Genomic DNA, 18,842 nt, shown 5'->3' with positions numbered 1-18,842 from the left:
GGCATCATTCGGATCACGACCTTGAAACTGGCTGTTCTCCTCGCATCGCTGATCCTGATATCCGCAACATCGGTGCAGGCCGAGCCGCCCAAGGTGGCGGTGTTCGATTTCGAGCTGATCGACACCAGCCTGCAGGGGGAGGTGGAGGGGCCGCGCCAGGACGAGCAGATCAGGCTGACGCATGCGGCCGAGCAGCTGCGGTCGGCGCTGCAGGACTCCGGCCGATTTCGCGTGCTCGACATCGCTCCCGTTAACGATGCGGCGCACCACAGCAATCTGCAGGCCTGCGGCGGTTGCGACGTCAAGCTCGCCGCCGACATCGGCGCCGATCTCGCCATTACCGGCACGGTGCAGAAGGTGTCTAATCTCATCCTCAACATGAACATCTATCTGCGTGACGCGCACACCGGGAAGCCCGTCGCGGCGATGACTGCCGATATGCGCGGCAACACCGAGGAGTCCTGGACCCGCACCATGGCCTGGCTCGTCCGCAACCGCCTGCTCGCCCCGAACTACGGCGCGCCGCAGGCGCAGTAACCAACAGACGTGACGCTGCATCCTCGCGGCTTCTGACGCCCGAGCTGTGCATCTCGATCGCCTCTCTCACAACAAGAGAGGCGCAGGGAAGGCCGGGAGCCTGCCGCCCCCATGGCCCGCCTGCAGAAAGAAATGCAGGCGGCAGGTACCACAGGTTCGGCTGGGACATCCCGGCCCTCCCTGCGCGGATGGTCTTAACGGTTGCTTCGCGTTCTCCCCGGTGCGCCGGGCTTTCTGGTCACCGTGCGCGACGACACGCCTCGGGCGCGCCGCCGCGGGGGCATCGGCTTCGGGATGCCAGGACCACGCGACTTGGCCGTACGCCGTGGCACGTTCGTCCGCATGCTCTCACGAGCCTGCTGCGCGCCGCCGGCGTCCACCGCATCCCGCACTCCACGTTCGTGACGACCGCGATACGCCCTCTCGATGAGGCGGGATGCGCCAGACAACCATGAATTCCGGAAAAGCGAAAGCGGATTATTTTTCGCCTGCGGACTGGACAGCGGTGATCACCTTGAGCGCGCGACGGAAATGGCCGTCTGCGCGCACGCAAGGGTCAGGTGCTGGACGCGATCAGTACGCCTCCGTCGCGCGTCATCGCGCCCGACGGGCAAATCAAGCCGAAGCTGATATCAGCGCCCGAGCCGCGCCGCGTGCCAGCGCAGATGATCGGCCATGTAGGTCGAGATGAAGTAGTAGCTGTGGTCGTAGCCGTCCTGCTTGCGCAGCAGGAGGGGAATGTTGGCCTTCTCGCAGGCCGCCTTGAGCAGCTCCGGCCGCAGCTGTTGCTCGAGGAACTGGTCGGCGGTGCCGACATCGACCAGCAGGTCGGAGACGCGCGCGCCGTCCTCGATCAACGCCACCGCATCGTGCTTGCGCCACGCCGCCTTGTCGCTGCCGAGATAGCCTGTGAGCGCCTTCTCGCCCCACGGCACCTGCGAGGGCGCGACGATCGGCGAGAACGCGCTTGCCGCGCGATAGCGGTCGGGGTTGCGCAGCGCCACCGTCAGCGCGCCATGGCCGCCCATCGAATGGCCCATCACCGACTGCCGTCGCGGATCGACCGGGAAGTTCGCCGCGACCACGTGCGGCAGCTCCTCGGTGACGTAGCTCCACATCCGATAGTTCTTCGCAAACGGCTCTTGCGTTGCATCGACATAGAAGCCGGCGCCGAGGCCGAAATCATAGGCGTTGTTGGCATCGCCGGGAACGCCGTCGCCGCGCGGCGAGGTGTCCGGCGCGACGAAGATCAAGCCGAGCTCGGCGCAGGCGGCGCGGAACTCGCCCTTCTCGGTGACATTGGCGTGGGTGCAGGTGAGGCCGGACAGATACCAGACGACCGGGAGTTTTGCGTCTGGCGCATGGGCCGGCACGAACACCGAGAACGTCATCTCGGTCTTGGTCTCCTGGCTGGCATGGCGATAGACGCCCTGGACGCCGCCATGGGACTTGTTCTGCGAGACGGTCGTGAGCGTCATGGGATCACCTGTCGGAATCGAGATTGAGGGCGGCGGAACGGAGCGCGCCGCTGACGTGGATGTCAAGCGACGTGGATGTCAAGCGACGCCGTTCTCGATCGCCAAACGCACCAGCTCGCCGGACGTTCGCACCCCGAGCTTCTGGCGGATGATCGAGGAGGTGTTCGCCACCGTCTTGTAGGACGAGTGGATCAGCCAGGCGATCTCCGACAGGCTCTTGCCGGCGCTGAGCAGGCGCAGGATCTCGAGCTCGCGCGAGGTCAGCTTGGCCAATGGGCTCTGCGCCACGGCCGCGCCCGCAAACGCGATGCTGCGCGCGATCGCCGGCGGCAGATAGCTGCCGCCGCCGGAGACCTCGCGGATCGCTTCCGCCAGATCGTTGGGATCGCCGCTCTTCGACACATAGCCCTTGGCGCCGATATCGATGGCGCGCGCGGCGAACACCGGATCGTCGTTCATGCTGAACATGATCAGCCGGGCCTGGGCGTCGCGGGCGAGGATGCGGCGGGCCAGCTCGAAGCCGGAGACGGTCGGCAGGTTGATGTCGATGACACAGACGTCGGGACGCTCGGCGATGAAGCTGGTCTCGCCGCTTTCCGCGTCCGCCGCCTCGATCAGCACCACGTCGGGATCGGCCGACAGCAGGGCCCGACAGCCGGAGGCCACGATGGGATGATCATCGACGATCAGTACGCGCATGGCCTTGGGGTCCCGGACTCTCAACTCGCGTCATTGTTGCGATGCATCATGGATGCATGCTGCGCGGCATTGCATGATATTGCAATTAGATCGCTGGCGGATTTGTCTGTCAATGTGAGTGCGTGTGAAACACCGAGTGAAAAACTTGGTGTCAGAAACTTGGGCTTTGAGGCGGAAAGAATGTGGCAGGATTGGTCGTTGCGCAGGCGCATCAACGTGCTGCTCGCGCTGGTGCTGATGCTCGGGCTCGCGATCAACATCGGCCGTTTGGCGCTGGAGGCGGCGCCGCGCGTGCTCGCCGAGGACCAGAGCGTCATCCGCCTGACCCGCGCCTTCGTCGAGACCATCATGGACGAGGTGAATGACGCACCGGATCCGGACGCGCGGCTGAACCGCATCGTCAGCGATCTCGGCCCGCTGCGCCATGTCAGCGTCACCCGGCAGGGGATGCCGGTGCAGGCGCCGTCATCCTCGGGCGTGGGCCGTGCGGCGCCGGCCTGGTTCATCGCGCTGGTGCATCCCGACAAGACCTCGGTCAGCATGCCCGTGATCGTCGCCGGACGGGCCGACACGCTGGTGATCACCTCGCACCCCGACGACGAGATCGCCGAGATCTGGGACGGCATCGTCACGCAGCTGGTGGTCGGTTCGCTGGTCGGCCTGGCGCTGTTCGGCATCACGACGCTCGTCGTCGGCCGCGCGCTGGCGCCACTCGGCGATCTCTCCGAGGCGATGAGCCGGATCGAGGCGGGAGCCTATGACGCCCGCGTCAAGCCGGGCGGCGCACCCGAGCTCGCCGCGCTGTGCGCCAAGCTCAACCATCTTGCCGGCGCGCTCGGCGAGGCGGTGGAGGAGAAGCGCCGTCTCGCCGAGCGCACCGTGTCGCTGCAGGACCTCGAGCGCAAGGAGATCGCGCGCGAGCTGCATGACGAGTTCGGGCCGCATCTGTTCGCGCTGCGCGCCCATGCCAGCGCGCTGATGCGCTTGCCGGACGCAGCGACGCTGGACGTCGGCGCGATGCGCCGGCACGGCCAGGCGATCCTCGACCAGGTCAACGCAGTGCAGCAGTTCAACCGCCGCATCCTGGAGCGGCTGCGCCCGGTGGGGCTCGCCGAACTCGGCCTGCGCGAAGCGCTCGGCGCGCTGGTGCGGCTGTGGCGGGAGTCGCGGCCCGAGGTCGCGATCGAGACCACCCTCGCCGACACCCTCGTGCGCAGCAACGAGACCGCGGAACTGACGATCTACCGCGTGGTGCAGGAGGCGCTGACCAACGTGTTCCGCCATGCCGAGGCCAGCTCGGTCGATGTCAGCATCGAGCCGCTGCAGCAGATCGTGGCGGGGCATCGCCGCAGCTACACGCGGGTGCGCGTGCGTGACGACGGTCGCGGGCTCACGCCCGAGCACAAGCTCGGCTTCGGCCTGACCGGCATGCGCGAACGGTTGCTGGCGCTCGGCGGCACACTCACAGTGGCGTCCACGGGCGCGGGGGTCACGATCGAGGCGCTGGTGCCGGCGGACGCCATGGCGCCGGCGGATGCGGCCTGAAGAGGTTGCGCCGCCATGAGGCGGCAACTCTGCCTAGGAACAAACAATCCGACGCTGCATTTCAACGAGCGACTTTGGATCCGCGTGAGCCGCAGTCCGGAGCACGCGCCGGTAGCTTGCGGTGATCAGATGACCAGAACCTTGCTCGTGCTGAGCAGCGCAGCCTTGGCGGCTGCGCTGTCCTTCAACCGTGCCGTTGCGCGTGACGACGGTCGCTATGCCAACTCGCCACTCAAGGGTTGGTTCGACAGCCTCAAGAGCGGACGCGGTCCGTGCTGCTCGGATGCGGACGGCCTCGCCGTCTCCGATCCTGACTGGGATCTGCAAGGCACGCATTATCGCGTGCGGCTCGATGGCGAGTGGATCGTGGTCCCCGACGATGCCGTGATCACCGAGCCGAACCGCGCCGGGCGCACGATGGTGTGGCCGATCAAGGGTTCGCTGGGCACCTCGATCCGCTGCTTCATGCCGGGCAATCTGAGCTGACGCGGGCAGCCGTCCTGAGCGGTGCGCGGGCTGCGGCCGATCGCCCGGGCGTCGCCTCGTCTTGGAACATCGCGTTGCCCGGATGATTGCCACGCAGGTCATGCCACCACGGCCTGCGAGGAGCATCATGGAACAGAGCAGCGACACGGGTCTGCAAGACAGGATTCGCGAACGCGCCCATCAATTGTGGGAGCAGTCCGGGCGTCCGGACGGTCGCGAAGATGAGTTCTGGTATCAGGCCGAGCGCGAGGTCCGTGAAAGCGACGAGCTGCATGACGAAGCGACGGCAGCGCCGCCGACCATTCTGCCGGGATGAACGCGACACGAAAGGATCAGCCATGAGCAAGGAAACACCGAAGGACGATCCGCGCCAGGAAAGCGACTGGGGATCGATGAAGCAGACCGACAAGCCCTGGGCCGAGAAGCCGGAGAAGGAGCAGCGGTCTGAGGCGGCGAAGGATCTTGAGCAGTGGGGTGAGAGCAACACGCATTGAGGTGAAGCTTAGGTCGCGGGCGGCGAGAAGCGGACTTGTGGAATCATTGCGACCTCCCGTGTTGCTGCCCCTCACCCCAACCCTCTCCCCGTAAGAACGGGGAGAGGGAGCGCACCGCCCGTGTGGCGAGTGCTGGCTTTGCATCTTTGAGAAGGCGCGAACTATCAGCCGTCAGATATTCGCTGTGTAATCATATCTGTAGCGTAGATGCAGGGGACGGCTGCAATGAAAATGCGTGTTTCTTGTGAGTTCTTGTATTGGCGCCAGCGGCGCTACGCTCCCTCTCCCCGTTCTTCACGGGGAGAGGGTTGGGGTGAGGGGCAGCGGAACGGGTGGTGAGCGTCGTGGACTTCGATCTCCTCACTCCTATCGTCACCATTAGAAGATCCCATCACGCCGTATGTCCGGGATCGACATCATCGGGGGTCTTCTTCTCCCGTTGCGACGTCATCTTCGCTGGATCCTCGCTGCCGGGCACGCCGCGCGGACCGAGCTGATCGCGCTGGATGTCGTCTTCGGAGCGGTCGGGTTCGCGTCCGTTGATGGGGAGATCCTTGGTCATGGCTCGCTCCTTCCCTGTCGTCATCATCAGAGCAATGCGGGTGAAGGTGATGACGTTCCGTGCGACGAACGGCCGGTTGTCGCTCCCTCGGCGTACAGGAACACGACGCCGGCCCTGCAATTGATGCAGCATCAAACGCGAGGAGTGCGCTCATGTCCGACCATCATCCCAAGCCGCCGTTTCCGCCGCAGCAACAGGCCATGCCGGGCACGACGGCAAAGATGCAGCCCAGACCCGATCACGGCGAGACCAGCTACAAGGGCTCGGGCAGGCTCACGGGCAAGAAGGCCGTGATCACCGGTGGCGACAGCGGCATCGGCCGTGCCGTCGCAATCGCCTATGCGCGCGAGGGTGCCGACGTCCTGATCTCCTATCTCGAGGAGCATGATGACGCCCGCGAGGTGCGAGAGCTGATCGAGAAGGAAGGCCGCAAGGCGGTCCTGATGCCCGGTGACATCCAGCAGCCTGCGCATTGCCGGGCGATCATCCAGCGCGCCGTCGACGAGCTCGGCGGCATCGACATCCTGGTCAACAATGCCGCGCACCAGGCGACCTTCAGCGATATCGGGGACATCTCGGACGAGGAGTGGGAGATGACCTTCCGCACCAACATCCACGCGATGTTCTATCTCACCAAGGCGGCGGTGCCGCACATGCAGCCGGGCAGCGCGATCGTCAACACGGCCTCGGTCAATTCCGACATGCCCAATCCGAGCCTGCTCGCTTATGCCACCACCAAGGGCGCGATCCAGAATTTTACCGGTGGTCTTGCCCAGATGCTGGCCGAGAAGGGCATCCGCGCCAACGCGGTTGCACCGGGCCCGATCTGGACGCCGCTGATCCCCTCGACCATGCCGGAGGAGAAGGTGAAGAGCTTCGGCCAGCAGGTGCCGATGAAGCGCGCCGGCCAGCCGGCGGAGCTGGCGACGGCCTATGTGATGCTGGTCGATCCGCTGTCGAGCTACACGTCGGGAACGACGGTGGCGGTGACGGGCGGCAAGCCGTTTATTTGATAAGCCTGTCGGTACGTCTCGGGCCTCATGGTTCGAGACGGCGCTGCGCGCCTCCTCACCATGAGGGGGGCACCCAAGGGGGTCCTGCACACGGACCATGAACACGCCGACAGGCGTGTTCATGGAGAGTGGTAGCTCGGTAGCCGGATCTGCACATTACTCGTCGTTGAAATGATAAAGAGTGACGACAGAGAGCTGCGTCCGATGCTCAGGCCTCGCCCCTCACCCTGAGGAGCCCGCCGTAGGCGGGCGTCTCGAAGGGCGAGGCCCAACTACGGCCGTTTGATTCAAGGCGCACATCCTCAGCAGATCCTGTCGGCTTTGTCCGACATCCGACACCGCGCGATCCGACATGTCGGGCGCGATGACCGCTCACGCCATCGACATCAGCTCGCACGGCGCTGGCTCGGCCTGCACCGGCCAGACGGCGGCGCTTGCGGTGTCTCCCGTCCGTTCGTCGAGAATCCGCTTCACCGAGCGCGAGCAGAGCCCGCATTGCACGGAGCAGCCGAGGCAATCATACACTTGTGCCGGCGAACCGAAGGTGATGTCGGCCGCCGTAACCACGTTGCGAATGGCCGTATCGCTGATGACATTGCAGGAACAAATGATCATGGCTGTTGCTCGCTCCTGCCAACGATAAGCAACGGCGATGCCAAGCCCGATGCCACGGCTTGCTTCCGGGGACGCGGGCTCATCAGAATCGTTCGAAAGCGGGGGATCAGCAGCAGAGGATTCAGCGAGAGCCGGCCGCGCTCGCACGGATGCGATCAGCGGCGTGCAGCCGGATCGCGGCCAGCGTCGCCTGCGCCAGGGCCTGGCCGTGCGCGTCGATGCCGGTCCACTGCGCGTGGCGCCCGCGCGGGTCGATCTCGGCCAGTGCAACACCGGCCGGCACGTCGCTGCCGTCGCGAACGATGCCGCGCAGGCTGCCGTCGTAAGGCGCGGTGATGGGGATGCCGGAGAGGTGACCGATCACGAAGCCCTTGTAGATCCGCGTGCCGATCTCGACCGGCGTGTGCCAGCGGCCCTCATGAGGCGAATGCACCAGGCACGCGGCGCCGCCGAGCTCGCCGACATCATCCTTCGCCGAGGTCCAGCCTTCAATGACGATCCGGCCGAGCCGATCGGGCCGGGTCTCGATCGCGACGTCGCAATTGGCCGAGGGCGAGAAGCCCGGGCCGATGCCGACCGACAGCCGCGTCATGCCGCGCAGATTGGGTGTCACCTCGCGCGTCTGCATGCGCGCGTCGATCAGCACGTCGATAGCGCGGACCGGCAGAAGATCGAGCAGCCCGAGCGGCGTGACCAGGACATGCCGGGGATCGCCGAGCGCCTTGAACACGTCCAGCGTGCTCTCGATGCGCTCGCCGATCACGTTCTCGACACGAACGCTGTCGCCGAACAGGGCGTCGTGGAACGCCATCTTGCGCCGCATGACCGGGGGATTGGGGTCATGCGACAGCACCACGCAGAAGCCCGCGCGATGCAGATGCACGCCGATCGCCGAGGCGACGTCGTTGGTCCCGAGGACCACGGCGAAGCGTGCTGCATTCGTCCCCATGTCCCGGTCCATATGGCGTTGGGCGTCTCGTGGCTGTCCGTTGTGAGAGTGGAAAGCCGGCTTCCGGATCAATTGATTTGTTCGGTTGAGCAAGAGTTGGACCACGGCCGGCGAGCTGGAAAACGATCGTCGTTTGAACGCCTTGGGTTCTGGACGTCGCGAGATCGTTGCGGCGGAAAGCGGACGCGGAAATTGTCTCGAACCCGCCAATCTGTCGCGAATCCGACAGGGAGCAGCCCGGCTGCGCGTGATTTTCGCTGGCCCGGAATCTGCACAACCGCCGCATGACGATACCGCGGACGGTTAGGGTTGTGCGCGGTGCAGGATCAGGACGGATGCGGTGAGCCTCGATCTCGACCAGGACGTCCACGAGCCCGCGATCGATGCAGCGGGAATCGAGTCATGCCCGTTCCATCGCGATATGGCTGCGGCCGGACGTCCAGAGCGTACCGAACAGAAGACGCTGGTGTTGACCGGCGGCTCGCGCGGCATCGGTCACGCAACGGCCAGGCTGTTCTCCGATGCCGGCTGGCGCATCATCACCTGCTCGCGCCAGCCGTTCGATGGCGGCCGCTGTCCTTGGGATGCCGGGCCGGACAATCACGTCCAGGTCGACCTCAGCGACCGCAAGGCGATCCCGCGTGCAATTGCCGACATCAAGGCGCGGCTCGACGGCGCGCCGTTGCATGCGCTGATCAACAATGCCGCGATCTCACCAAAGGCCGAGGATGGCGGCCGGCTCGATTCCCTGGCGACCTCGGTCGAGACCTGGATGACCGTCTTTCACGTCAACTTCCTCGGGCCGATCCTGCTGGCGCGCGGCCTGTTCGAGGAGTTGAAGCGCGGGCAGGGCGCTGTCGTCAACGTGACCTCGATCGTCGGCACCCGCGTGCATCCCTTTGCCGGCACGGCCTATGCGACCTCCAAGGCCGCGCTGGCCTGCCTGACCCGCGAGATGGCCCACGACTTCGCGCCGCATGGCATCCGCGTCAACGCGATCGCGCCCGGTGAGATCAAGACCGAAATGGTGTCGCCGGAAACGGAGGCGCGGTTTTCGCCGCTGATCCCGATGCGTCGGATCGGCGCACCGGAGGAGGTGGCAAAGGTGCTGTTCTTCCTCTGCTCGGACGCCGCGAGCTACGTGACCGGCGAGGAAATTCAGATCAATGGGGGGCAGCACCTCTAGGTTGATCGGAGCTACACGCCGATGTGAGATCCGCGACATCACAGGCTGGCAGCCGCATGCGGCGAGTGCCATGGCTGATGTGGAAAGTTGGTGTTCAGTCTGACCCTTTGCGAGCTGCTCGCAGAGCTATGGTGGATCGCTGAATCCTAGGTGTCGGGAAGGCAACAGGAATTCGTCGGATGCGCTGTTTTCGTCGCGACCGCGACGGTGCAATGCGCGCGTCGGGCCGGGTGCAAACTAATTTGTTAAGATCATGAAGTTCTGCAGCTTTTCTGTTCTCTTTGCTGCACACTACTTCTGCGGCAATGCAGCAAAGTTAGGCACGACAATCATCTGCAGTTAAGGGAGGATGTTAGAACGCCTACAATCACGGGTGTTCTCGTCAGGAGCGTCCGTGACCATCAGAGAAGCGACCATGGTCCAAACGGAAACACGTCAGGTCGAAGCTCAGGACATCAGGTCCAATGCTGCCCCGATACCGCTCAGCGAGATCGCGCTGACCGGAATTTTCGAGATATCGAAAATCCTGGCCGCGCCGACGCGGCTGGAAATCACCCTCGCCAACGTCGTCAACCTGCTGCAGTCCTTCATGCAGATGCGCCACGGCGTGGTGTCGCTGCTGGCCGATGACGGCATTCCGGATCTCGCCGTCGGTGCCGGGTGGAGCGAAGGCAGCGACCAGCGTTACCGTGAGCGGTTGCCGCAGAAGGCGATCGATCAGATCGTCGCGACCGCCGTGCCGCTGATCGCGGAGAATGTTGCCGATCATCCCGCTTTCAGCGCCGCTGATGCGGCCACTCTCGGCGCCGGCGCCGACACCCGCGTGTCGTTCCTCGGCGTCCCCATCCGCATCGACCAGCGCGTCGTCGGCACGCTGACGATCGATCGCGTGTGGGACGGCCGCGCCGTGTTCCGGCTCGACTCCGACGTCCGCTTCCTGACGATGGTCGCCAACCTGATCGGCCAGACCATCAAGCTGCACCGCGTCGTCGCGCGCGACCGCGAGCGGCTGATGGCGGAGAGCCACCGGCTGCAGAAGGAACTGCTCGAGCTGAAGCCTGCGCCCGCCAAGGGCAAGAAGGTGCTGGTGGACGGCATCGTCGGCGACAGCCCGGCGCTGCGCGCGCTGCTCGAGAAGATCAACGTCGTCGCCAAGTCGAACGCGCCGGTGCTGCTGCGTGGTGAATCCGGCACCGGCAAGGAGCTGGTAGCGAAGGCGATCCACGAATTGTCGAACCGCGCCAAGCGGCCCTTCATCAAGATCAACTGCGCGGCACTGCCCGAGACCGTGCTGGAATCCGAACTATTCGGTCACGAGAAGGGGGCCTTTACCGGTGCGATCAATGCGCGCAAGGGCCGTTTCGAGCTGGCCGACAAGGGCACCCTGTTCCTAGACGAGATCGGCGAGATCTCGCCGGCCTTCCAGGCCAAGCTGCTGCGCGTCTTGCAGGAGCAGGAGTTCGAGCGCGTCGGCGGCAATCAGACCATCAAGGTCGACGTGCGCATCGTCACGGCGACCAACCGCAATCTGGAAGAGGCGGTGGCGCGCAACGAATTCCGCGCCGATCTCTACTACCGGATCAGCGTCGTGCCGATCAAACTGCCGCCGCTGCGCGAGCGCCGCAGCGACATTCCGCAGCTGGCGCGCGAGTTCCTGCGCCGCTTCAATTGCGAGAACGAGCGCGATCTCACCTTCGACGTCAGCGCCATCGAGGTGCTGATGCATTGCGGCTTCCCGGGCAATGTGCGCGAGCTGGAGAACTGCGTGCAGCGGACGGCGACCTTGGCCGCGGGATCTGCGATCGGCCAGCACGACTTCGCCTGCAGCCGCAACGAATGCATGTCGGCGATCCTTTGGAAGGGCAACACGGTCACGCCCCCACCGCCGCGCGGTCAGCCGATGGTGCCGCTGCCGATCCTGCCGCGGACATCGGCGCCGATCGAGACGCCGGCCGAGTTGCCGGCAGCCGAGGCCGATGACGGCGAGTATATCGAGGGCATGGACGGCGGCGCCGTCCCCGAGCGCGAGCGCATCGTCCAGGCCATGGAGCGCTCCGGGTGGGTCCAGGCCAAGGCGGCGCGGCTGCTCGGGCTGACTCCGCGCCAGATCGGCTACGCGTTGAAGAAGTACAACATTGAGGTCAAGCGGTTCTGAGTGGGTGCACTCGGTCGTCATGAAGGGCGCGCGGTGGCGCGCCCTTTTTGCTTGAGGCCGAGCTCAGGTCATAAGCAAAGTTCAGTTAGATCTCGGCCGTCGTCATGAGCACCCAACTGTCACCCCGGCGGCGGTCGGCTCCCCTCCCCCTTGCGGGGAGGGGTCGGGGGTGGGGGTCCCCAAGCACACTGCGTGTGATGCGCACGAACCTCTTTGTCAGAAACACCGCCCCTCGTTTGGAATCGAATGTCGACTGATCGCGCAGCGATCCATCCGACTCACGAATATCAGCACCCGGAGACCCCCACCCCCGACCCCTCCCCGCGAGGGGGAGGGGAGCGCACCGGCCGTGGGGCGAATAGCTCGGCTCCAACTGAACGCGCGTCCATCAACCACCCCTGTCGCACTTACGACATGCTGTCGGGAGAGCGACAGCTGGCCGCCCCCGGCAACATTTAGAATCCTCCTTAGAAATCAACCAAATGCGCTCTGGCACGGCGCTTGAAAGATCATGCCCGAATGACATCGCCCGATGTCGCTGGAGCGCGGGGAACAGCACATGACCTACAAGATCATCGCTTCACAATGCACGGTCTGCGGAGCCTGCGAGTTCGAATGTCCGAACGCGGCCATCCGCCTGAAGAACGACATGTACATCATCGATCCGAAGAAGTGCACGGAGTGCGAAGGCCACTTCGACGCGCCGCAATGCGCCGCCGTCTGCCCGGTTCCGGACACCTGCGTGCCCGCCTGACGGGGCGCGACGGCCATATTGCAAGCGGAGTGAAAGATGGCAGCTGTTCAGGAGACCATTGATCGCGTCAAGGACATCGACGTTGATCAATATCGCTACGGGTTCGAGACCGTCATCGAATCCGAGAAGGCGCCGAAAGGGCTGTCGGAAGATACGATCCGCTTCATCTCGGCCAAGAAGAACGAGCCGGCCTGGATGCTGGAATGGCGGCTGGAGGCGTATCGCCGCTGGCTGACCATGACAGAGCCGACCTGGGCGCGCGTCGGATATCCGAAGATCGACTATCAGGATCTCTACTACTATTCGGCGCCGAAGCCGAAGAAGAAGGTCGCCTCGCTCGACGAGATCGATCCGGAAATTCTCAAAACTTATGAGAAGCTCGGCATTCCCCTGCGCGAGGTCGAGATCCTCGAAGGTGTCGAGCGACCGGCCGCGGCGGTGGAAACCGAGGACGGCGAGGCGGCGGCGCCGCGCACCAAGATCGCGGTCGATGCCGTGTTCGACTCGGTCTCGGTCGCCACGACCTTCAAGGAGGAGCTGAAGAAGGCCGGCGTGATCTTCATGCCGATCTCCGAGGCGTTGCGCGAGCATCCCGACCTGGTGCAGAAATATCTCGGCACGGTGGTGCCGACGACGGACAATTATTTCGCGACGCTGAACTCCGCCGTGTTCTCCGACGGCTCGTTCGTCTACATCCCCCCGGGCGTGCGCTGCCCGATGGAGCTGTCGACCTATTTCCGCATCAACGAGCGCAACACCGGCCAGTTCGAGCGCACGCTGATCATCGCTGACAAGGGCGCGTACGTCTCCTATCTCGAGGGCTGCACCGCGCCGCAGCGCGACGAGAACCAGCTGCACGCCGCCGTGGTCGAGCTCGTCGCGCTCGACGATGCCGAGATCAAATATTCGACCGTGCAGAACTGGTACCCGGGCAATTCCGAGGGCGTCGGCGGCATCTACAATTTCGTCACCAAGCGCGGTGATTGCCGTGGCGCGAATTCGAAGATCTCCTGGACCCAGGTGGAGACGGGATCGGCGATCACCTGGAAGTATCCGAGCTGCATCCTGCGCGGCGACAATTCCAGCGGCGAGTTCTACTCGATCGCGATCTCCAACGGCTTCCAGCAGGTCGACTCAGGGACCAAGATGATCCACCTCGGCAAGAACACGTCGAGCCGGATCATCTCCAAGGGCATCGCGGCCGGCAAGTCGCAGAACACCTATCGCGGCCTGGTCAGCGCGCATCGCAAGGCCTCGGGCGCGCGCAACTTCACCGCCTGCGACTCGCTCCTGATCGGCGACAAATGTGGTGCGCACACCGTGCCCTATATCGAGGCCAAGAATTCCTCAGCGGTGTTCGAGCACGAGGCCACGACCTCGAAGATCTCCGAGGATGTGCTGTTCTACTGCATCCAGCGCGGTCTCTCGCAGGAAGAGGCGGTCGGCCTCGTCGTCAACGGCTTCGTCAAGGACGTGCTGCAGCAGCTGCCGATGGAGTTCGCGGTCGAGGCGCAGAAGCTGATCTCGATCAGTCTCGAAGGTTCAGTCGGATAAGGACGTCGCGCGCGGCGACATTATGAAGGAGTGTTCGATGACGGCCTTGCTCGAAATCAAGGGGCTCCATGCCGAGATCGCCGGTGGTCGCAAGATCATCCAGGGCCTGGACCTCACCGTGAACAAGGGCGAGATCCACGCCATCATGGGGCCGAACGGCGCCGGCAAGTCGACCTTGTCCTACGTGCTCGCCGGCAAGCCGGGCTATGAGATCACCGCCGGCGAGGTGTATCTGAATGGCGAGGACCTGCTGGCGATGTCGGCCGACGAGCGCGCCGCCAAGGGCGTATTCCTCGCCTTCCAATACCCGCTGGAGATCCCCGGCGTTGCGACCCTGACGTTCCTGCGCGCCGCCTTCAATGCCCAGCGCAAGGCGCGCGGCGAGGAGGAGCTGTCCTCGCCGGACCTGATCAAGCGTGTGCGCGAGATCGCCAAGACTCTCAACATCGACGCCGACATGCTGAAGCGGCCGCTCAATGTCGGCTTCTCCGGCGGCGAGAAGAAGCGCAATGAGACACTGCAGATGGCGCTGCTGCAGCCCTCTCTCTGCGTGCTCGACGAGACGGATTCGGGCCTCGACATCGACGCGCTCAAGGTGGTCGCCAACGGTGTCAACGCATTGCGCTCGGCCGAGCGCGGCATGATCGTGATCACCCACTACCAGCGGCTGCTCGACTACATCGTGCCGGACATCGTCCATGTGTTCGCAGCCGGCCGCATCGTCCGCACCGGCGGCGCGGACCTCGCGCGTGAACTCGAGGCGACCGGCTACGCGCAGTACCAGAGCGAAGCGGCATAAGGGCGGGCAAGAGCATGGGCGTCGCGATCCGCAAGACCAAGGCCGAGCTCGGGCTGGCCGATCTGTACCAGGGCGCCCGCCGCTATCTGCCGGGCGGCGAGGAGATCACAGCGGTGCGTGCCGCCGCGTTCGACCGCTTCAACGTGGTCGGCCTGCCGCATCGGCGCGTCGAGGCGTGGCGGTACACCGATCTGCGCACGCAGATGAAGGAAGCCAAGCGGCTCGCCTCGCTGCCGGACGATGCGGCCAAGGCAAAAGCCCGCGAGGCGCGTGACCTGTTCGCCGGCGCGGGCTTCCGCAAGCTCGTCATTGTCGACGGCGCGTTCGTGCCGGAGCTGTCGGATCTCGCCGGGCTCGAGCCCGGCCTGACCATCCAGCCGATGGCCGATGCCCTCGCCGCCGACAAGCCGCTGCTGTCGCAGCGCCTCGGCGCGATCGTGCCGGACGACGATCCGGCGCTGGCGCTCAACACCGCGCTGGCGGCCAATGGCGTGGTCATCCTGGTCGCGCCAGGTACCGCGCTGAGCCGGCCGATCCACGTCGCCTTCGTCACGACCAACTGGGTCGCGACCTCGATGTTCACCCGCTCGCTGGTCAATATCGGCGCCGGCGCCAGCGCCACCATCGTCGAGTCGCATCAGGGGCCCGACGGCAGCGAGTACCAGGTCAACACCGCGATGCAGCTCATCGTCGGCGACGAGGCGCGCATTGACCACATCAAGGTCGTCAGCGAGGGCAGCAGCGCGCTGCACATCGGCTCGCTGCTCGCCAATATCGGCGCCCGCGCGACCTTCAACCAGCTCGGCTTCGTCGCCGGCGGCAGCCTGGTCCGCAACCAGCTGTTCGTCCGCCTGGCGGGTGAGGGCACCGTCGCCGACATCCGCGGCGGCGCGCTGCTGTCGGGCACGCAGCATGCCGACACCACGCTTTCGATCGAGCATGCCGCAGAGAACGGCCAAAGCCGCGAGACCTTCAAGGCCGTGGTCGGCGATACCGCCCGCGCCGTGTTCCAGGGCAAGATCACGGTTGCCCCCGGTGCGCAGAAGACCGACGCCAAGATGATGTCGCGGGCGCTGCTGCTGTCGGACGAGGCCGAGGCGGACTCGAAGCCGGAGCTCGAGATCTTCGCTGACGATGTTCAGTGCGGCCACGGCACGACGACCGGTGCGATCGACGACGAGCTGCTGTTCTATCTGATGGCGCGCGGCATTCCGCCGGCAGAAGCGAAGGCGCTGCTGATCCAAGCCTTCATCGGCGAGATCATCGAGGGCGCGGCCAACGAGGCTGTGCGCGACGCACTGACCGGGGCGATGCTGGGCTGGCTCGGACGACGGGAGTAGATGATGCATGCAGCGGTGAACGGGAGCGGCTACGACGTCGGCCGCGTCCGGGCGGACTTTCCCATTCTCGGCATGCAGGTCCACGGCAAGCCGTTGGTCTATCTCGACAACGCCGCCTCGGCGCAGAAGCCGCAGGCGGTGCTCGACCGGATGAACCAGGTCTACACGTCCGAATACGCCAACGTGCATCGTGGACTGCATTATCTCGCCAACGCCGCCACCGAGGCCTATGAGGGCGCCCGCGCCAAGGTGGCGACGTTCCTCAATGCCGAGAGCCCCGAGCAGATCATCTTCACCCGCGGCGCCACCGAGGCGGTGAACCTGGTAGCCCAGACTTTCGGCCGCGAGCGGATCGGGCCGGGCGACGAGATCGTGCTCTCGATCATGGAGCACCACGCCAACATCATCCCTTGGCATTTCCTCAGGGAGCGCCAGGGCGCGGTGATCAAATGGGCTCCCGTCGACGATGACGGCAATTTTCTGCTCGACGAGTTCGAGAAACTGCTGAGCCCGCGTACCAAGATGGTGGCGATGACGCAGATGTCGAACGTGCTCGGGACGATCGTTCCCGTGAAGGAGGTCATCCGCATAGCGCATGCGCGCGGCATTCCGGTGCTGATCGACGGCTCGCAGGCGGCGGTGCACATGGAGGTCGACGTCCGCGATCTCGACGCCGATTTCTACTGCATCACCGGGCACAAGATCTATGGGCCCACGGGCATCGGCGCGCTCTACGGCAAGCGCGAGCTCTTGGCTTCGATGCCGCCGTTCAACGGCGGCGGCGAGATGATCCGCGAGGTGTCGCGCGACTGGGTGACCTATGGCGACCCGCCGCATCGCTTCGAGGCCGGCACGCCGCCGATCGTCGAGGCCGCAGGTCTCGGCGCCGCCATCGACTACGTCTCCTCGATCGGCAAGCAGCTGATAGCCGCGCATGAGCACGATCTCGTCACCTATGCCACCGAGCAGCTGCGCGAGATCAATTCGCTGCGCATCATCGGCAACGCCGCCGACAAGGGCGCCATCGTCTCGTTTGAGATGCAGGGCGCCCACGCCCACGACTTCGCCACCGTCATCGACCGCTCCGGCGTCGCCGTGCGCGCCGGCACCCATTGCGCCATGCCGCTCTTGGAGCGCTTCGGCGTGACCGCGACCTGCCGGGCGTCGTTCGCGATGTACAACACGCGGGACGAGGTCGACGTGCTGGTCCGCGCGCTGAGGAAGGCGCAGGAGTTTTTCTCTTAAGGCGGGTTCGCCACGCGCTCTTGCCGGAAAGAAGCGGTGCCAATTGCTGCGCCCTCTCCCCTTGTGGGAGAGGGCTACGCCGCTGCCGGCTCCAGACTCACTCGGGTGAGGGGTTGTCTCCGCAATTCACTGACGTCCGAGTGTGCCGAGAGACCCCCTCACCCGGCAGCCTTCGGCTGCCACCCTCTCCCACAAGGGGCGAGGGTGCACCGTATCTGGCGCGCCATGCTGGCTCAATCAAACAAGCAAACCAACTAGTAAAACCTAAGCCGCCGCGGCCATCGCCGCCTGCGCATCCGCCTTGATGCGGCTGACCATGGACCGGAAACCGTTGGAGCGCTGGGGCGTCAGATGCTCGCGCAAACCGAGCTTCTCGAACAGCGCGATCGGATCGGCGGCCAGGATCTCCGGCGCGGTGCGGCCGGAGACCATCGCGAGCAGGATCGCGACCAGCCCGCGGACGATGTGCGCGTCGCTGTCGCCGACGAAATCCAGCACCGGCGCTGCGTCGTGCCGCACCGAGGTGGCCACCCAGACCTGGCTGGTGCAGCCCTGCACCTTGTTGCTGTCGTTGCGGTCCGCGTCGGGTAGGGGCGTGAGGCCGCGGCCGAGCTCGATAACGTAGCGGTAGCGGTCGTCCCAGTCGTCGAGCAGAGCGAAGTTCTCGACGATGTCCTCGATCTCCGGATTGGCCGGCGTCGCGGTCTGGGTCATCTTCAACATTGATCCTCTCCTGGTTATCTGCTGATCTCTATCCGCTGCAGGGCGACGGCGCCGCAAGGCCAGGCTCGGCCCCGCGCCGCGCCAGCACGGCATCCACCGCGTGGGTCACGCCGTCGAAGGTGATCGGCTTGGCAATGATCGCCTCCGCGCCCTGGCGCAGACCCGCGAGTGCGAGCGGCGACTTGGTCGAGCCGGCGACGACGATGATGCCCGCCTGGTGCAGCTTGCGGGCGAGCATGCCGACGGTCTCGGCGCCGCCGTCCTCCAGGATGCTGCTGCCGACCAGCACGGCGTCAGGCGTGGCCCGGGCCGCCTTGCTCAGCGCATCCGCGGTCTCCGCGAAGGTGAAGGTCTCATGACGCTCGCTGAGGATATAGCCGAGCGCCGAGCGGATCACCTGATCGGCTTCAATGACAAACACGCGCGTCTTGCTCGACATCGAAATACTCCTTCTGCCCGTTCGTAGAGCGGGTTTGATCTACATCAAGCAAACTCCGTACCGCGCCCTCTGTAGGCTCCGCACATGCGCCGTGACGGCTCTTCGTCGAGCGCTTGCGTCGAGCCTGCGACGACATGTGTCGTTTCGGACAGCACGTCGTGGCAGCGTCGGGTGAAAAACCCCGATGTCGGGTTTGCAACAAGTACATCCTAGCGCCGAGCTTGACCGCATCTCTTTCAAAACATGGCCTTTTTAACGATTCCAAAGCT

General features: G+C 65.2%; 20 protein-coding genes. 13 read left to right on the top strand and 7 right to left on the bottom strand.

Going from position 1 to position 18,842, the window contains the following annotated elements; genetic code table 11:
• The first annotated feature begins 57 nt into the window (after positions 1 to 57).
• Positions 58 to 537, top strand: coding sequence for a DUF3280 domain-containing protein (locus NLR35_RS32645; RefSeq protein WP_257170684.1), 480 nt, complete (start codon positions 58 to 60; stop codon positions 535 to 537).
• 632 nt (positions 538 to 1,169) lie between these two features.
• Here NLR35_RS32645 and fghA read toward each other — a convergent pair.
• Both fghA and NLR35_RS32635 read right to left on the bottom strand, forming a co-directional pair.
• Positions 1,170 to 2,015 (bottom strand): S-formylglutathione hydrolase, encoded by an 846-nt coding sequence (gene fghA / locus NLR35_RS32640; protein WP_257170656.1) that lies wholly within the window; start codon positions 2,013 to 2,015, stop codon positions 1,170 to 1,172.
• A gap of 78 nt (positions 2,016 to 2,093) precedes the next feature.
• Positions 2,094 to 2,714 carry a response regulator transcription factor gene (locus tag NLR35_RS32635; RefSeq protein ID WP_257170655.1) on the bottom strand — a complete coding sequence of 207 codons (621 nt, stop codon included), beginning with the start codon at positions 2,712 to 2,714 and terminating at the stop codon, positions 2,094 to 2,096.
• Between the two features lie 180 nt (positions 2,715 to 2,894).
• Between NLR35_RS32635 and NLR35_RS32630 the strand changes: the two genes are divergently transcribed.
• The 4 genes from NLR35_RS32630 (at position 2,895) to NLR35_RS32615 (ending at position 5,239) form a co-directional block, all read left to right on the top strand.
• Complete coding sequence (locus tag NLR35_RS32630) at positions 2,895 to 4,259, top strand: ATP-binding protein (protein WP_257170683.1); 1,365 nt, start codon at positions 2,895 to 2,897, stop codon at positions 4,257 to 4,259.
• A 129-nt stretch (positions 4,260 to 4,388) separates the two neighbouring features.
• Positions 4,389 to 4,745, top strand: a complete 357-nt coding sequence (locus tag NLR35_RS32625) for a hypothetical protein (protein ID WP_257170654.1) — start codon at positions 4,389 to 4,391, stop codon at positions 4,743 to 4,745.
• 127 nt (positions 4,746 to 4,872) lie between these two features.
• A complete protein-coding gene (locus tag NLR35_RS32620; RefSeq protein WP_257170653.1) occupies positions 4,873 to 5,061 on the top strand; it encodes a DUF2934 domain-containing protein in 189 nt (62 codons plus the stop codon).
• 22 nt (positions 5,062 to 5,083) lie between these two features.
• A complete protein-coding gene (locus tag NLR35_RS32615; protein WP_257170652.1) occupies positions 5,084 to 5,239 on the top strand; it encodes a hypothetical protein in 156 nt (51 codons plus the stop codon).
• Positions 5,240 to 5,630: 391 nt separating this feature from the next.
• On the opposite strand, the gene NLR35_RS32610 is transcribed toward NLR35_RS32615, so the two are convergent.
• Positions 5,631 to 5,801: a hypothetical protein gene (locus tag NLR35_RS32610; RefSeq protein ID WP_257170651.1), complete on the bottom strand. Its 171-nt coding sequence runs from the start codon at positions 5,799 to 5,801 to the stop codon at positions 5,631 to 5,633.
• Positions 5,802 to 5,953: 152 nt separating this feature from the next.
• Here NLR35_RS32610 and NLR35_RS32605 point away from each other — a divergent pair, with 152 nt between their 5' ends.
• Positions 5,954 to 6,814 (top strand): SDR family oxidoreductase, encoded by an 861-nt coding sequence (locus NLR35_RS32605; protein WP_257170650.1) that lies wholly within the window; start codon positions 5,954 to 5,956, stop codon positions 6,812 to 6,814.
• Between the two features lie 372 nt (positions 6,815 to 7,186).
• Here the strand turns inward: NLR35_RS32605 and NLR35_RS32600 are convergent, their stop codons facing one another.
• Together NLR35_RS32600 and NLR35_RS32595 are read right to left on the bottom strand one after the other, a co-directional pair.
• On the bottom strand, positions 7,187 to 7,429 hold the full coding sequence (locus NLR35_RS32600; protein WP_257170649.1) for a bacterioferritin-associated ferredoxin: 243 nt from the start codon (positions 7,427 to 7,429) through the stop codon (positions 7,187 to 7,189).
• Between the two features lie 121 nt (positions 7,430 to 7,550).
• Positions 7,551 to 8,378, bottom strand: a complete 828-nt coding sequence (locus NLR35_RS32595; protein WP_257170648.1) for a xanthine dehydrogenase — start codon at positions 8,376 to 8,378, stop codon at positions 7,551 to 7,553.
• 340 nt (positions 8,379 to 8,718) lie between these two features.
• On the opposite strand from NLR35_RS32595, the gene NLR35_RS32590 reads away from it, so the two are divergent.
• The 7 genes from NLR35_RS32590 to NLR35_RS32560 all read left to right on the top strand — a co-directional run bounded on the left by NLR35_RS32590 (position 8,719) and on the right by NLR35_RS32560 (position 17,411).
• Complete coding sequence (locus tag NLR35_RS32590) at positions 8,719 to 9,564, top strand: SDR family NAD(P)-dependent oxidoreductase (protein ID WP_006609646.1); 846 nt, start codon at positions 8,719 to 8,721, stop codon at positions 9,562 to 9,564.
• A gap of 415 nt (positions 9,565 to 9,979) precedes the next feature.
• A complete protein-coding gene (gene nifA, locus NLR35_RS32585; protein WP_257170682.1) occupies positions 9,980 to 11,719 on the top strand; it encodes a nif-specific transcriptional activator NifA in 1,740 nt (579 codons plus the stop codon).
• A gap of 559 nt (positions 11,720 to 12,278) precedes the next feature.
• Positions 12,279 to 12,473, top strand: a complete 195-nt coding sequence (locus NLR35_RS32580) for a 4Fe-4S dicluster domain-containing protein (RefSeq protein WP_006609648.1) — start codon at positions 12,279 to 12,281, stop codon at positions 12,471 to 12,473.
• A 36-nt stretch (positions 12,474 to 12,509) separates the two neighbouring features.
• Positions 12,510 to 14,027 (top strand): Fe-S cluster assembly protein SufB, encoded by a 1,518-nt coding sequence (gene sufB, locus NLR35_RS32575; protein ID WP_257170647.1) that lies wholly within the window; start codon positions 12,510 to 12,512, stop codon positions 14,025 to 14,027.
• Positions 14,028 to 14,064: 37 nt separating this feature from the next.
• On the top strand, positions 14,065 to 14,826 hold the full coding sequence (sufC, locus tag NLR35_RS32570; protein ID WP_257170646.1) for a Fe-S cluster assembly ATPase SufC: 762 nt from the start codon (positions 14,065 to 14,067) through the stop codon (positions 14,824 to 14,826).
• Positions 14,827 to 14,840: 14 nt separating this feature from the next.
• The gene (gene sufD, locus NLR35_RS32565; protein WP_257170645.1) at positions 14,841 to 16,166 is read left to right on the top strand and encodes a Fe-S cluster assembly protein SufD; all 1,326 of its coding nucleotides are present in this window, start codon (positions 14,841 to 14,843) and stop codon (positions 16,164 to 16,166) included.
• A 3-nt stretch (positions 16,167 to 16,169) separates the two neighbouring features.
• Entirely contained in the window at positions 16,170 to 17,411 is a 1,242-nt protein-coding gene (locus tag NLR35_RS32560; protein ID WP_257170644.1) for a cysteine desulfurase, read from the top strand.
• 264 nt (positions 17,412 to 17,675) lie between these two features.
• On the opposite strand, the gene NLR35_RS32555 is transcribed toward NLR35_RS32560, so the two are convergent.
• A complete protein-coding gene (locus NLR35_RS32555; RefSeq protein ID WP_257170643.1) occupies positions 17,676 to 18,134 on the bottom strand; it encodes a SufE family protein in 459 nt (152 codons plus the stop codon).
• A 28-nt stretch (positions 18,135 to 18,162) separates the two neighbouring features.
• Positions 18,163 to 18,573, bottom strand: a complete 411-nt coding sequence (locus NLR35_RS32550) for a response regulator (RefSeq protein WP_257170642.1) — start codon at positions 18,571 to 18,573, stop codon at positions 18,163 to 18,165.
• Positions 18,574 to 18,842 lie beyond the last annotated feature (269 nt).

The organism is Bradyrhizobium sp. SRS-191, assembly GCF_024586915.1.
GTDB lineage: Bacteria > Pseudomonadota > Alphaproteobacteria > Rhizobiales > Xanthobacteraceae > Bradyrhizobium.
The sequence above is the reverse complement of the archived record's forward strand: the minus strand, read 5'-3'. Positions and strand labels throughout refer to the sequence as shown.